General features: G+C 72.6%; 15 protein-coding genes and 5 tRNA genes. 11 read left to right on the top strand and 9 right to left on the bottom strand.

All coding sequences use genetic code 11. The annotated features are described in order from the left end of the window. The first annotated feature begins 171 nt into the window (after nt 1-171). Both cobA and SCAB_RS35650 read left to right on the top strand, forming a co-directional pair. The gene (cobA, locus tag SCAB_RS35645; RefSeq protein WP_041670034.1) at nt 172-1,404 is read left to right on the top strand and encodes a uroporphyrinogen-III C-methyltransferase; all 1,233 of its coding nucleotides are present in this window, start codon (nt 172-174) and stop codon (nt 1,402-1,404) included. 107 nt (nt 1,405-1,511) lie between these two features. Then, on the top strand, nt 1,512-2,330 hold the full coding sequence (locus SCAB_RS35650) for a TrmH family RNA methyltransferase (protein ID WP_013004969.1): 819 nt from the start codon (nt 1,512-1,514) through the stop codon (nt 2,328-2,330). Between the two features lie 62 nt (nt 2,331-2,392). Here the strand turns inward: SCAB_RS35650 and SCAB_RS35655 are convergent, their stop codons facing one another. Next, entirely contained in the window at nt 2,393-3,709 is a 1,317-nt protein-coding gene (locus SCAB_RS35655) for a serine/threonine-protein kinase (RefSeq protein ID WP_013004970.1), read from the bottom strand. A gap of 196 nt (nt 3,710-3,905) precedes the next feature. On the opposite strand from SCAB_RS35655, the gene SCAB_RS35660 reads away from it, so the two are divergent. The 4 genes from SCAB_RS35660 to SCAB_RS35675 all read left to right on the top strand — a co-directional run bounded on the left by SCAB_RS35660 (nt 3,906) and on the right by SCAB_RS35675 (nt 7,020). Then, a complete protein-coding gene (locus SCAB_RS35660) occupies nt 3,906-4,145 on the top strand; it encodes a hypothetical protein (RefSeq protein WP_013004971.1) in 240 nt (79 codons plus the stop codon). A gap of 252 nt (nt 4,146-4,397) precedes the next feature. Continuing rightward, nucleotides 4,398-4,598: a hypothetical protein gene (locus SCAB_RS35665; RefSeq protein ID WP_013004972.1), complete on the top strand. Its 201-nt coding sequence runs from the start codon at nt 4,398-4,400 to the stop codon at nt 4,596-4,598. A gap of 1,081 nt (nt 4,599-5,679) precedes the next feature. Beyond that, entirely contained in the window at nt 5,680-6,627 is a 948-nt protein-coding gene (locus tag SCAB_RS35670; protein WP_037725649.1) for a phosphotransferase family protein, read from the top strand. An 87-nt stretch (nt 6,628-6,714) separates the two neighbouring features. Then, nucleotides 6,715-7,020, top strand: coding sequence for a TFIIB-type zinc ribbon-containing protein (locus SCAB_RS35675; protein WP_037725769.1), 306 nt, complete (start codon nt 6,715-6,717; stop codon nt 7,018-7,020). An 82-nt stretch (nt 7,021-7,102) separates the two neighbouring features. On the opposite strand, the gene SCAB_RS35680 is transcribed toward SCAB_RS35675, so the two are convergent. The 5 genes from SCAB_RS35680 to SCAB_RS35700 all read right to left on the bottom strand — a co-directional run bounded on the left by SCAB_RS35680 (nt 7,103) and on the right by SCAB_RS35700 (nt 7,579). Continuing rightward, nucleotides 7,103-7,174 (bottom strand) — tRNA-Val (locus SCAB_RS35680). Nucleotides 7,175-7,208: 34 nt separating this feature from the next. Continuing rightward, nucleotides 7,209-7,280, bottom strand: a tRNA-Val gene (locus SCAB_RS35685). Between the two features lie 40 nt (nt 7,281-7,320). Continuing rightward, nucleotides 7,321-7,392 (bottom strand) — tRNA-Val (locus SCAB_RS35690). Nucleotide 7,393: 1 nt separating this feature from the next. Next, a tRNA-Cys gene (locus SCAB_RS35695) sits at nt 7,394-7,467 on the bottom strand. Between the two features lie 39 nt (nt 7,468-7,506). Continuing rightward, nucleotides 7,507-7,579 (bottom strand) — tRNA-Gly (locus SCAB_RS35700). A gap of 157 nt (nt 7,580-7,736) precedes the next feature. Here SCAB_RS35700 and SCAB_RS35705 point away from each other — a divergent pair. The 3 genes from SCAB_RS35705 to SCAB_RS35715 all read left to right on the top strand — a co-directional run bounded on the left by SCAB_RS35705 (nt 7,737) and on the right by SCAB_RS35715 (nt 10,516). After that, the gene (locus SCAB_RS35705) at nt 7,737-8,780 is read left to right on the top strand and encodes a chorismate-binding protein (protein WP_013004975.1); all 1,044 of its coding nucleotides are present in this window, start codon (nt 7,737-7,739) and stop codon (nt 8,778-8,780) included. Next, a complete protein-coding gene (locus tag SCAB_RS35710) occupies nt 8,777-9,598 on the top strand; it encodes an aminotransferase class IV (RefSeq protein ID WP_013004976.1) in 822 nt (273 codons plus the stop codon). The genes SCAB_RS35705 and SCAB_RS35710 overlap by 4 nt, the downstream gene beginning before the upstream one ends. Nucleotides 9,599-9,691: 93 nt before the next feature. Continuing rightward, the gene (locus tag SCAB_RS35715) at nt 9,692-10,516 is read left to right on the top strand and encodes a GNAT family N-acetyltransferase (protein WP_013004977.1); all 825 of its coding nucleotides are present in this window, start codon (nt 9,692-9,694) and stop codon (nt 10,514-10,516) included. A gap of 167 nt (nt 10,517-10,683) precedes the next feature. On the opposite strand, the gene SCAB_RS35720 is transcribed toward SCAB_RS35715, so the two are convergent. Continuing rightward, the gene (locus tag SCAB_RS35720) at nt 10,684-11,202 is read right to left on the bottom strand and encodes a DsbA family protein (RefSeq protein ID WP_013004978.1); all 519 of its coding nucleotides are present in this window, start codon (nt 11,200-11,202) and stop codon (nt 10,684-10,686) included. A 159-nt stretch (nt 11,203-11,361) separates the two neighbouring features. On the opposite strand from SCAB_RS35720, the gene SCAB_RS35725 reads away from it, so the two are divergent. Next, entirely contained in the window at nt 11,362-11,817 is a 456-nt protein-coding gene (locus SCAB_RS35725) for a hypothetical protein (protein WP_041670036.1), read from the top strand. Between the two features lie 201 nt (nt 11,818-12,018). Further along, the gene (locus SCAB_RS47895) at nt 12,019-12,171 is read left to right on the top strand and encodes a hypothetical protein (RefSeq protein WP_013004980.1); all 153 of its coding nucleotides are present in this window, start codon (nt 12,019-12,021) and stop codon (nt 12,169-12,171) included. A 98-nt stretch (nt 12,172-12,269) separates the two neighbouring features. Here the strand turns inward: SCAB_RS47895 and SCAB_RS35730 are convergent, their stop codons facing one another. Then, complete coding sequence (locus SCAB_RS35730; protein WP_013004981.1) at nt 12,270-12,830, bottom strand: CGNR zinc finger domain-containing protein; 561 nt, start codon at nt 12,828-12,830, stop codon at nt 12,270-12,272. A gap of 316 nt (nt 12,831-13,146) precedes the next feature. Further along, complete coding sequence (locus SCAB_RS35735; RefSeq protein ID WP_004002642.1) at nt 13,147-13,560, bottom strand: SsgA family sporulation/cell division regulator; 414 nt, start codon at nt 13,558-13,560, stop codon at nt 13,147-13,149. Between the last annotated feature and the right edge of the window lie 15 nt (nt 13,561-13,575).

Below are 13,575 nucleotides of genomic sequence, written 5' to 3' on the forward strand. Positions count from 1 at the left end.
ACGGACCCGGAGGGCGCTCGCGCCCACCGGCCCGCACCCGGCTCCGCGGTCCGGCCGGCGAACCTGTTGAGCCGCACTCCCCGTCCGCCCCTTAGAATCCGCACGTCAGGGCCTACTCCAAAGCCGCAGTGGCCCCCCTCGCACGCCGCCAGCCCGAGGAGCCGCACCCTCATGGCCGAACACCCCGCCTACCCCGTAGGCCTCCGCCTCACCGGCCGCCGAGTGGTCGTCATCGGCGGCGGTCAGGTCGCCCAACGCCGCCTCCCCGCGCTCATCGCGGCCGGCGCCCACATCGTCCTGGTGTCCCCGAGCGCCACCCCCTCCGTCGAGGCGATGGCGGACGCGGGCGAGCTGACCTGGGAGAGGCGCCGGTACGCGGAGGGCGACCTCGCCGAGGCCTGGTACGTCCTGGTCGCCACCGGCGACCCGGTGGCGAACGCGCGCGCGTCCGCCGAGGCGGAGCGTCACCGCATCTGGTGCGTGCGCGCCGACAGCGCGGAGGAGGCCACCGCCTGGACCCCGGCGACCGGCCACAGCGAGGGCGTCACGGTCGCCGTGCTCACGGCCAACGCCCAGGAGCGCGACCCCCGCCACACCGCCGCGATCCGCGACGCGGTCGTCGAGGGTCTGCGCGACGGCACGCTCGTGGCCCCTCACCACCGCACCCGCACCCCCGGTGTCTCCCTCGTGGGCGGCGGCCCCGGCGACCCGGACCTGATCACCGTGCGCGGCCGCCGCCTCCTCGCCGAGGCCGACGTCGTCATCGCCGACCGCCTCGGCCCCCGCGACCTCCTGGCCGAACTCCCGCCGCACGTCGAGGTGATCGACGCGGCGAAGATCCCGTACGGCCGTTTCATGGCCCAGGAGGCCATCAACAACGCGCTGATCGAGCACGCCAAGCAGGGCAAGTCGGTCGTGCGCCTCAAGGGCGGCGATCCGTACGTCTTCGGCCGCGGCATGGAGGAACTGCACGCGCTCGCCGAGGCCGGTATCCCGTGCACGGTCGTGCCCGGCATCTCCAGCTCGATCTCCGTGCCGAGCGCCGCCGGCATCCCGGTCACCCACCGGGGCGTCGCCCATGAGTTCACCGTGGTCAGCGGCCATGTGGCTCCCGACGACGAGCGTTCGCTCGTCGACTGGCCCGCCCTCGCCCGGCTGACCGGCACCCTCGTGATCCTGATGGGCGTCGACAAGATCGGCCGGATCGCCGAGACCCTGGTGGCGCACGGCAAGTCCCCCGACACCCCGGTCGCCCTGGTCCAGGAGGGCACCACGGCCGCGCAGCGCCGGGTGGACGCCACGCTCGCCACGGTCGCCGCGACGGTGCGTACGCAGGGAGTCAGGCCGCCGGCCGTCATCGTGATCGGCGAGGTCGTGAAGGTGGGGCCCGGGACGAACGCGTGACACCCGGGCGACGACCCCGGACCGTGCGGGAGCGGAACCGTAACCACCGGTAACCCGACCCGTCCCCAGCCGTTGGCACCACACCCAGGACAAGGCAGTATCACCCTGTGGCCGATCTCATCACCGTTGACGACCCCGACGACCCGCGCCTGCGCGACTACACCGGCCTGACCGACGTGGAGCTGCGCCGACGGCGCGAACCCGCCGAGGGCCTGTTCATCGCCGAGGGTGAGAAGGTCATCAGACGGGCCAAGGAAGCCGGCTACGAGATGCGCTCGATGCTGCTCTCCGCGAAGTGGGTCGACGTCATGCGCGACGTCATCGACGAACTCCCGGCGCCCGTCTACGCGGTCAGCCCCGAACTCGCCGAACAGGTCACCGGATACCACGTGCACCGGGGCGCTCTCGCCTCCATGCAGCGCAAGCCCCTGCCGACGGCCGACCAACTCCTGGGCGCCGCCCGCCGGGTCGTCATCATGGAGTCGGTCAACGACCACACCAACATCGGCGCGATCTTCCGCTCCGCCGCCGCCCTCGGCATGGACGCGGTCCTGCTCTCCCCGGACTGCGCCGACCCGCTCTACCGCCGCAGCGTCAAGGTCTCCATGGGCGCGGTCTTCTCCGTGCCCTACGCCCGCCTGGAGGCCTGGCCCAAGGGTCTCGACGCTGTCCGCGACGCCGGTTTCACCCTGCTCGCCCTCACCCCGGACGAGAAGGCGAAGTCCCTCGACGAGACCGCCCCGCACCGCATGGACCGGGTCGCCCTCATGCTGGGCGCAGAAGGGGACGGCCTCTCCACCAAGGCCCTGATGTCCGCCGACGAATGGGTCCGCATCCCCATGGCCCACGGAGTCGACTCCCTCAACGTGGGCGCGGCGGCGGCGGTGGCCTTCTACGCGGTGGCGACGGGCCGTCCGCGCACCTGAACCGGCGGACTCGTCGGGCGGCCGACGCCCCCGGTGACGGGGCGGCCGCCACCCGGCGACGCTCAGTCGTGCTGCGGTTCCGGGAACGACCGCTCGTAACGGAGGCCCCCGTCGAAGCCGAGCCCCCGTGAGGGCCCCTGGCACCCCTGTGCCGTGGCGATCCCCAGCGCGGCCAGCAACGTCACGACGACGAACACGAAGAGACGCTGCCGCAGCAACCGCGGATTGGCGGGCCGCCGCCCGGTCCCGTTGGTCCGCGGCCCCGGCCGTCCCGCACCACTGCGGGGCGCGGGACGCCTGCCGGACCCGGTCGTGCCGCGCGACGGCGCGGGCCGCGGACCGGGCCGCGACCCACTGCCGGTACGCGCGCCGCCGACCCCGCCGCCCGTGCGGGAACCGCCCCCCGTTCGCGGTGACGGAGACCCCGGCTGCGACCGGCGGGTGTCCGGCGGCTGCCGCAGCGTGCGCTGTTCGACGTACTGCTCCGCGAGCCGTCCCGAGGCCCGGTCCGGATCGGTGCGGGGCGCGGGCGGCCGCAGATCGGACAGGCCCTGCGCCTCACGGGCGGCGATCTCCTTGAGCCGCAGCGACAGTTGCAGCGTGCTCGGCCGTTCCTCCGGATCCTTCGCCAGACAGGCGCGGACGAGGGGGGCGAGTGCGTCCGGCACCCCGCGCAGCTGCGCCTCCTCGTGCACCACCCGGTAGAGCATGACCTCCGAACTGCCGTGTCCGAAGGGCGAGTCGGAGGTCGCCGCATAGGCGAGCGTGGCGCCGAGCGAGAAGACGTCCGTGGCCGGCGTGACGGCCGCCCCGCGCACCTGTTCGGGCGCCAGGAAGCCGGGTGATCCCACGGCCGTACCGACATGGGTCAGGGTCGAGGCCCCGGTCGCCCACGCGATACCGAAGTCGATGATCCGCGGCCCCTTCGGGGACAGCAGGATGTTCGACGGCTTGAGGTCCCGGTGGACGACACCGGCCTCGTGCACGGCCACGAGCCCCTCGGAGAGGGCGGCGCCGACGGCGGCCACGTCGGCGGCCGACATGGGCCCCTCCTCGGCGACCTTGTCGTGCAGCGAGGGCCCCGGCACGTACTGTGTGGCGAACCACGGCCGGTCCGCGTCCAGATCCGCGGCCACCAGCCGGGCGGTGCACCCGCCCCTGATCCGCCGCGCCGCCGAAACCTCGCGCGCGAACCGCGAACGGAACTCCTGGTCCTCCGCCAGATCCGGCCGGATGACCTTGAGCGCGACACGCTGTCCACGCCGGTCGGAGCCCAGGTAGACGACGCCCATTCCCCCGGCGCCGAGCCGTCTGTGAATCCTGAACGAGCCGACGACGCGCGGGTCCTCGCGCCTCAGGCGCATCATCGCCATGTTCATCCCCGCTGCCCGTTCCGTCTGACGAGCCACAGCTTACGTTTCCACGGCCGGGCGTGCGCAGAGGCCGCGCCCTCGCGACCCGATGGATTGTCAGTGCCGGGTGAGAAACTTGAAGAGTGGTCAGGGAACAGGAGTTCGAGGCGGTGTTGGGCGCATCTTGATCCCAACCAGCCACCACAGAAGGGGGATTGAACCCGTGAAGGGTGACCGAGTGGAGATAGTCGTGGACGCCGGGGACACGACGCGCACGTACGAGGTGATCGCGAGCAGGGCGGGCCGCCGGGTGGAGACGGCGGTACGACGAGGAGTGGTGGAAGTGAGCGAAGTCACCCGGAACGGCTCCGTGGTGCGGACGGCCAGGTTCATGGCGAACCGGGTCCTCGCGCTGGTCGAGCAGCCGGTGCCCCGCGAGGACGCCGCGGAGCGGGACGGGTAACAGACGGGGCAGACCGGACACCCCCTCCGGGAAGACCCCGAGACCTAGGACCTCGTCTCCACCCTGGGGAGTACACCGAGGGTCTCCGCTCATCCTCCGGGAGGCCCGGCAATCGGTACGAGGGCATGACGACCGGGTTCGCTCACGCGCCTAGATTTGAGGTCAAGCGGCGGGTGCAGCACTCGTCCCCCGAGGTCAGACACCCGCCGCTGCCAACAACAAGTCAAGACCGACGAGGTCAGAGGAGGGACCATGGCCCACACGGCACCGCGGACCGCGATCCGCACACGGGAGCGCAGGATGTTCACCGCCGACCGCCGTCCGGGCCGTCGCCACCCCTTGGTGGCGACCGCGATGGTCCTCCCTCTGGCGGCCCTGCTCGTGTACGCCTTCGGCGGCTGGGAAGCAGTGGTCACACAGGCGTCGTCCGTGGGTGTGATGCTGGGGCGCTGAGCGGCGACCCCAGGCCCGGAAGAGCGGTCCGGGCGGGGACATCCATCCATGAAACCCCGTGGGGACGGGGGTGCGGCGGACGGCAAAAGACGCCCGCGCAGCTGGGGAGCTGCGCGGGCGTTGTCTTTCCCGCTTCCCCCGCCGGCCCGGTACCGGCCCCGCAGCCACGGCTTCCGGTCTCGGACGCGGGCAGGTCCGCGGACGGCACGACGCGGACGGTCCCGTGAACGGCGGAGTGAGGACGACTGCGCCGCCGAGCCGCCGAAACCTCGACCGCAGCCGATCCGCGCCGACCCGACCGAGTCGATGCGTCTGAGCCGAGTCGACCGTGCCGAGTCGCTCCGTCTGAGCCGAGCCGGGCCGACCGGGCCGAGCCGACCGGAGCCGATCCGTCTGAGCCGATGCATGCCGACCGAGCCAACCGATCCGTCTGAGCCGAGCCGCCGAAACCTCGACCGCAGCCGATCCGCGCCGACCCGACCGAGTCGATGCGTCTGAGCCGAGTCGACCGTGCCGAGTCGCTCCGTCTGAGCCGAGCCGGGCCGACCGGGCCGAGCCGACCGGAGCCGATCCGTCTGAGCCGATGCATGCCGACCGAGCCAACCGATCCGTCTGAGCCGATCCGACCGAGCCGGGCCGAGCGGGCCGAGCCAAGCCGACCGAGTCGATGCGTCTGAGCCGAGTCGACCGTGCCGAGTCGCTCCGTCTGAGCCGAGCCGGGCCGACCGGGCCGAGCCGACCGGAGCCGATCCGTCTGAGCCGATGCATGCCGACCGAGCCAACCGATCCGTCTGAGTCGATCCGACCGAGCCGGGCCGACCGGGCCGAGCCAAGCCGATCGAGTCGATGCGTTTGAGCCGAGCCGATCCGACCAAGCCGAGCCGACCGGGCCGAGCCAAGCCGACCGAGTCGATCCGTCTGAGCCGATCCGGCCGAGCCGGGCCGACCGCGGCCGAGTCAGGCCGGTCGAGCCGAGCCGTCCGAGCCGACCCGAGCAGGCCCACCCCGCCCACCCCCGGCCCGGGCACCGCTCCCGAACCGTAGGCTCACGGGGCAGCGCCGTACTTGAGCAGGGGGACCCATGACCGCCACAGCCGACGCCGACGTGCTCCCCGCCCTCAGGGCCAGGGTGCGCGGCAGGGCGCACCCAGGGGCCGCCCCGTGCTCCCACCCGGACTCGGTCCTCGCGGAACGCGCCGACGGCGTCGTCGTCCGCCACGGCGACACCGTGGCCAAGGCGCACGCCCCCGGTACCGACCCCGCCCACCTGGCACTCCGCATGACCGTCGCCGCATCCCGCCCGGACACCCTTCTCGCCCCGCTCACCCCCGCGCCGGCCGCCCTCCACGACCGCCTCGTCACGTTCTGGCCGTACGGGACCCCGGTCGACCCCGAGGCCCCGGAGGCCGCTCCCTGGGAGGCGGCGGCCACGCTCCTCGCGCACCTCCACCGACAGCCGCCACCTGCGGGCCTGCCGCCGATGCGGGGCCCGGTCAAGGCGGCCCAGGCCGTCGCCCGCCTCGTATCCGCCGCACCGCATCACCCCGCGACGCCCTCCGTGCTGCGCGCCTGGCACGCTCTCCCCGCCTGGGCCAGGGCCGAGGCCCCGATGTCCGGGACGGCCACGCTCTGCCACGGCGATCTGCATCTCGGCCAGCTCGTCCGGCATCCGGCGGGCACGGGCGCCTGGCGCCTCATCGACGTCGACGACCTGGGCGTGGGCGTCCCCGCCTGGGACCTGGCCCGCCCGGCGGCCTGGTACGCCTGCGGCCTCCTCCCGCCCGAGGACTGGACCCGCTTCCTGGGCGCCTACCGGTCGGCCGACGGCCCGGCGGTCCCTCCGCACGACGACCCCTGGCCGGCACTGGACGTACCGGCCCGCGCACTCACCGTGCAGACCGCGGCGCTGGCGATCGCGAAGTGCACGGCGGCCGGCCGGCCCCTGGACGAGGCCCAGCGGTCCGTTGTGGACGCATGTGACCGAATGAGTGGCATCCCGCCGGAGTTGGACGGCCCTTTCCCGAAGTAGGGTGCAACCGACCGCAGCCGGACAGTGTCTGTCCAGGCGTAACGCGAAGCAGGACCGATCGCCGAGGAGTTGACCCGAACCATGCACATGCAGTGTCCCAAGTGCCATGCGCCGATGCACACCTACAACCGCAGTGGCGTCCAGATCGAGCAGTGCAGCGGCTGTCGTGGGATCTTCCTCGACTACGGCGAGCTGGAGGCGCTGACCCGTATGGAGGGCCAGTGGGGCGGCGGCCCGGCCGTCCCCCCGCCGCCGGCCGCCCCGCAGTACCCCGCGGGCGGCGGTCACAACGCTCCCGCCTGGGGAGCCCAGCACGGTGGCCACCACGGCGGTCACCACGGCGGTCACGGTCACCACAACCGCGGCTTCGGCCACATGCTGTTCTCCAGCTGACCGAGCCGGGCGGGGGGTGCGCAGCGCCCCTCCGCACGACGAAGCCCCCGGCCGTACGAGACGGCCGGGGGCTCGGTGCGTGTGGACGATACTGGGATTGAACCAGTGACCTCTTCCGTGTCAGGGAAGCGCTCTCCCGCTGAGCTAATCGTCCTCGGGATCACAGCCCGGGGGCGGTGCATCCTGCGTGCGCGATACTGGGATTGAACCAGTGACCTCTTCCGTGTCAGGGAAGCGCTCTCCCGCTGAGCTAATCGCGCGGGTCGAAGCCGTCCGGCTCCGGAAGCCCTCGGGCCTCAGTGGACGATACTGGGATTGAACCAGTGACCTCTTCCGTGTCAGGGAAGCGCTCTCCCGCTGAGCTAATCGTCCTTGGAGGTGGAGACGGGATTTGAACCCGTGTAGACGGCTTTGCAGGCCGTTGCCTCGCCTCTCGGCCACTCCACCAGGAGTGCGGGGGTCGGGAAGATCCCCCATGTTCCTGCGAGCGGACGACCAGGTTCGAACTGGCGACCTCAACCTTGGCAAGGTTGCGCTCTACCAACTGAGCTACGTCCGCTTGTCGTTTCCGGTCCGCTTGCGCGACCCGGCGACGAGTTGAACTCTAGCGGATTCCGGGGCCAGCACAAAAACGCGTTTGTGCAGCGTGCTGCGGTGCGTCCAGTCCGAGACCCGGCCGGGCCCGCCCGCAGGGCACCCGTCCTAGACTCGACTGCGTGTCCGACCTCCTTCCCCTCGCCCGCTTCGGCGACCTCGTGGCCACCGGTCTCACCGATGTGACCAGCGACGCCGCCGCCCTGGACTCCGCAGGCTTCTGGGCCGTGTGCGCGGACTACGAGGGCGGTCTGGTGTGCGCGCGCTTCGGTGACGTACGTCGGGAGCCCGCCCCGGCCCCGGTGCCGGGGGAGTGGTGCGGGCCCGCCGTCGGTGACTGGACGACGTCCCTCGACCGCGCCGCGTACACGGCGGGGGTCCGGCGGATCCGCGAGCACATAGCCGCCGGAGAGGTGTACCAGGCGAACCTGTGCCGGGTGCTGTCCGCGCCCGTCACCCCGGACGCCGACGTGGACGCCCTGACCGCGCTGCTGGCCCGCGGCAATCCCGCCCCCTACGCAGGAACGATTCGCCTCCCGGGTCACGGTGTCGAGATCGCCACCGCCTCGCCCGAACTCTTCCTGCGCCGCGACGGCCGGGTCGTCACGTCGGGCCCGATCAAGGGCACCGGACGCACCGAGGCCGATCTCCTGGACAAGGACCGCGCCGAGAACGTCATGATCGTCGACCTGGTCCGCAACGACATCGGGCAGGTCTGCGCCACCGGGTCGGTGACCGTGCCCGACCTGTGCGTGGTCGAGAAGCACCCGGGCCTCGTGCACCTGGTGTCGACGGTGCGCGGCGAACTGCGCGACGGCGCCGGCTGGCCCGAGCTGCTCGCCGCCTCCTTCCCGCCCGGCTCCGTCACCGGCGCGCCGAAGTCCAGCGCCCTGCGCATCATCGACGCCCTGGAGACCGCGCCGCGCGGCCCGTACACCGGCGGCATCGGCTGGGTCGACGCCGACCGGGGGACGGGAGAGCTGGCGGTCGGGATCCGCACCTTCTGGATCGACCGGGCGGCGGGCGAACTGCGCTTCGGCACGGGCGCGGGCATCACCTGGGGGTCGGACCCCGAGGCGGAGTGGCGGGAGACCGAGCTGAAGGCGGCCAGGCTGCTCGCGGTAGCGTCGGGGACGTACGAGGCGAGTGGGAGGACCCTTACGTGAAGATCTGGCTCGACGGCGGACTGCAGGACATCGACTCCGCCCGTGTCTCCGTCCTCGATCACGGACTGACCGTGGGCGACGGCGTCTTCGAGACCGCGAAGACGGTGGCCGGCCGGCCTTTCGCGCTGACCCGCCATCTCGACCGTCTGGCCCTCTCGGCACGTGGACTCGGTCTGCCCGAGCCCGACCTCGACGAGGTGCGCCGCGCCTGCTCGGCCGTCGTGGAGGCCAACCCGGTGGCCCTCGGCCGGCTCCGCATCACCTACACCGGTGGTGTCTCTCCGCTCGGCTCCGACCGGGGCGACCACGGACAGACCCTGGTCGTGGCCCTCGGCGAGACCGCCCGCCGCGCCGACACCACCGCCGCGATCACCGTCCCGTGGACCCGCAACGAGCGCGGCGCCCTCACCGGCCTGAAGACCACCTCGTACGCCGAGAACGTCGTGGCCCTCGCCCGCGCCCACGAACGGGGCGCCACCGAGGCGCTGTTCGCCAACACGGTGGGACGGCTCTGCGAGGGCACGGGCTCCAACGTCTTCGTCGTCCTCGACGGCGAGATCCACACCCCGCCGGTCGCCTCCGGCTGTCTCGCGGGCATCACCCGGGCCCTGGTCGTCGAATGGACCGGCGCCCGCGAGACCGACCTGCCGCTGGACGTCCTGGACCGCGCCGACGAGGTCTTCCTGACGTCCAGCCTGCGCGACGTGCAGGCCGTGCACCGCGTCGACGCCCGCGAACTCGTCCCCGCGCCCGGCCCGGTGACGGCCAAGGCGATGCGGATCTTCGACGAGCGGTCCGGCGACGATCTCGATCCCTGAAGCCTGCGCTCCCCGAAGCCTGCGCTCCCCGAAGTGAAGGCCGCGGCGGATATTCGGCGGACTCCACGCGCGATGGCGGGTAGAACACCCCTGATGACCACCACCCTGCGGCCCATCGAGCCGCTCCAGCACGCAGCCGACGGTTCCCGTTCGCGCCGCTACCAGGTGTGCGTGAACAGCCGTCCCGCAGGCGAGATCCACCTCGGTACGCGTCCAGGCCCGGCCTCCTCGGCCGCCCGGATCCTGGACCTGCGCATCGACGAACCGGACCGGCGGCGCGGCAGAGCGACGGTCGCCGCGCTCGCCGCCGAGGAGGTGGCCCGGGGCTGGGGCTGCCGGCGGATCGAGGCGTCCGTCCCGGCCGGTGCCGGGCCCGCGCTGCGGCTGACCCAGGCGCTCGGCTACGTCCTGCGCAACCGGACCATGCGCAAGCCCCTCGGCGACACCCCGCCCGAACTGCCCGCGGGCAGCAGGGGCCGGCCCATGACCGAGGCCGAGTACGAACCCTGGAAGGCGGCCGGGCTGGAGGGCTACGCCCAGGACCTGATCACCCGCGGCGTGCCCGAGGAGGAGGCGTACGCCAGGGCCGCCGAGGACTATGTGCGGTGTCTGCCGCAGGGGGTGGCCTCCGCGGACAACCTGTGCAGCGTGCTGGAGCACGAGGGCACGAGGGTCGGCACGCTGTGGCTGCGGCCGGCCGACGACCCCGCGTTCGTCTACGACGTGGAGGCGGACGCCGCCCACCGGGGACGGGGGCACGGCCGTTCGCTCATGCTGCTGGCCGAGGCGCAGGCGGTGGCGGCGGGGAAGACCGCCATCGCGCTCAACGTCTTCGCGGGCAACGCCCGGGCCGAATGCCTCTACGACTCCCTCGGCTACGAGACCACGGCCCACCACCTGTCCAAGCCCCTGCTCTGACGACCACACCGGAAGCCGCGCGAGGGACGGCGGACCAGGCGGTGGGGCGACGACGGACCAGCGGCGGGCGGGGCGACGGTAGAGCGGACGGGGCGACGGTAGGGCGCTTCCCCGCGCGCTCGGCGCCGAGGCCCGGTCGGGTGCCCGGCCGAGTGCCCGGCCCGGGGTCAGGCGCCCCCGGCCAGCAGCCGGTCGGCGATCTCCTCGATCCGCTCGCGCAGCCCCGCCTGGCTCTTGCCGCCGTCGAGACGCTCGCCGCCGATGACGTACGTGGGTGTGCCCGTCACACCGATCGCCTTGCCCTCGGCCTGGTCGGCGTCGACGATCAGGATGTGCCGGCCGTCGATGAGAGCGGTGTCGAACTCCTCGGCGTCCAGACCGAGTTCACCGGCGACCTCGACGAGGAACGGTTCTCCGGTCCGGTCCAGCTCCTCGACCCTGCCGAGCACGGCCTCGACGTACGGCCACGCGCGGCCCTGCTCCGCGGCCTCCTCGGCGGCCTGCGCGGCCGCGAAGGCGTGCTTGTGCTTCTCCAGCGGGAAGTGCCGCAACCGCACGTCGAGCCGGTCGCCGTAGCGGGCCCGCAGCGCGCGGATGTCTTCGAGGGCGCTGCCGCAGTCGGGGCACTGGAGTTCGCACCAGACGTCCAGGACGACGGCCGTGGGGACGGGGGAGGAGTCGCTCATGGAGATCAGTCTCCCAGCTCTCCGGAGCCGGGGCCGACCCCGAGGTGACCCGGAGATGTCCCTGAGGTCTCCCCGGACCATGGCATATCGGACGCGTGGCGGTGCAGGATGGAAGGGACGCCACGAGACCGATCCGACCGCGCACCGCCTGGAGGACCGATGATTGCCGAGACCGTGTGTGCCGCCGTCTCCGCGGCAGGCCTGGGCATCGCCGCGATCACGGCCTACCGGAAGCGTTTCCTCAGGGCGGCCCGCATCGCGGCCTACTCCCTCGTGCCCCTCGGTCTGGTGATGACCGGGGTCGTCGAATGGCTGGCCGACACCGCGTTCAGCCCGACCGCCTGGGCCGGCTTCGGAGTGCTCGGCGCCGCCTGGTTCCTTTTCATGACCACCCGCGCCGTGGAGCGGCGCCGCGGAGCCCCGGGCAAGGAGCGCAAGGAGGCCAAGGCGTCCCGCACCGGAGCGATAGCCCCGGCGGCCTCGGCGCCCTCACTGGGCCAGGGGACGCGGCCGGCGGCCCGTCCGGCCGCGGCACCCCGGGCGACCGGTTCGGCCGGGTCAGCGGGGGACGACTTCAGCGACATCGAGGCGATCCTGAAGAAGCACGGCATCTGACCCGGCGAAGCACGGAATCCGATCCGGAGGAGCCCGGTGTACCGGCCGCCGGGGGCCGCTGACTGAAACGACACAGAAGGTCGGGCGGCGACCGCGAAGTGATCACGTTCGTTCCACACTTCGTGGATATTGGCGAACTCTCCGTCATTCCGGGTGGGTTGATCGCGCGGGGGGTCTCCGCTGCGTCATCATCGCGGCGAGATGCTGGACACAACACAGAGCGACACTGTCGCCCCACCGGAGGAGCGTCGAGGTTGTCTCTTCGCGCTCTCCCAGCCACCGCTGATGATCTTCCTAGCGGTGATCGGCTGCCTGCTGCTCATGGCGTCACTGCACGATCTGCTGATGCTCTGAGCCGTAAACGGAGCCCCTGGCGTCATCCGTCGAGGGCTCCGTCAGTCCCCGTGTCCCGCCCTCACCCGGCCCCGGCCGTAGCGCGGACGGCCGCCGGTTCAGCCGGCCGCCTCCTTGCGGCGCGCCCGGTAGGCGGCCACATGCAGGCGGTTTCCGCAGGTACGGCTGTCGCAGTAGCGGCGCGAGCGGTTGCGGGAGAGGTCGACGAAGGCGCGTCGGCAGTCGGGGGCCTCGCAGCGCCGCAGTCGCTCCTGCTCCCCGGCGACCACGAAGAAGGCCAGCGCCATGCCGCAGTCGGCGGAGAGATGGTCGGCGAGCGACGCGCCGGGCGCGAAGTAGTGCACGTGCCACTCGTAGCCGTCGTGGTCGGTGAGGCGGGGTGTGGTGCCCGCCGCGGCGATCAGCTCGTTGATGACCGAGGCGGCCGAGGCGGCGTCGGCTGCCGCGAAGATCTCGGCGAACCGGCCACGAACCCGTCGCACGGCCGCGAGGTCGAACTCGGACAGCACCCCGACATCGCTGATGTCGTGCTTTCGTACGAACTCGGCGAGCGCCGCGACGGTCGCGAGCCCGTCGGTCGCCGTCTCGTCGTCCGGCACGGTGTTCACCAGATCCACCACGGCATCGAGGGAACACCGGGTGTCGTGGGTGATCAGCACGTTTCGCTCCCTGGCCTGCGTGGGTCGGGCGGGCGCCCGCCGATGCTGGCCGATGGTAATCGCTCGGCGAGGCGGCGGGCCGGTGCCGACCGGCCGGGAGCGCTCTGCCCAGAGCGGAACGGGCCAGGAGGGCAGGCGGGGGAGCAGGCCCTGGGGCACCCGGATTCCGTCGCACAGGGTGACGGCATGGCGACGCCGCCGCGCGGGGGTCCGCGACGACGGCGCCGTTGGGTCGGCCCAGGGCCGTATTCGGTTGTCCGAGCCCGAGCCGTCTCCCCGAGTGGACGGCGCCGGGCGGCTCTGAGGGGGTCTCGCCCTAGCTTTCGGCCAGGATGTGCGAGAGCTCCTGATCGAGGTCGAAGTGCCGGTGCTCCGTGCCGGGTGGCACGGCGGCGTCTGTGCGCTTCAGGAAGGACTCCAGGGCTCGCGCCGGGGCTTCGAGGAGGGCTTCGCCCTCCGGGGAGCTCAGGGCGATGCACACGACGCCCTGGCCGTGACTGCGGGACGGCCAGACACGGACGTCGCCGGTGCCGGTGGGCCGGTGCAGGCCCTCGGCGAGGAGGTCGCGGGCGAACACCCATTCGACCGTTTCCTCTGCTCCGGTGTGGAAGGTGGCGTGCACGGCGTAGGGATCGGCCGTGTCATACCGCAGTCCCGCGGGAACGGGCAGTGAGGACTCGCTCGACACAACGAGGCGCAGGTGCAGCTCGCAGCTGACCGTGGTGTTCATAAGCGCCAAGGCCTT

Origin of the sequence: Streptomyces scabiei 87.22 (assembly GCF_000091305.1) — a bacterium.
Classification (GTDB): domain Bacteria; phylum Actinomycetota; class Actinomycetes; order Streptomycetales; family Streptomycetaceae; genus Streptomyces; species Streptomyces scabiei.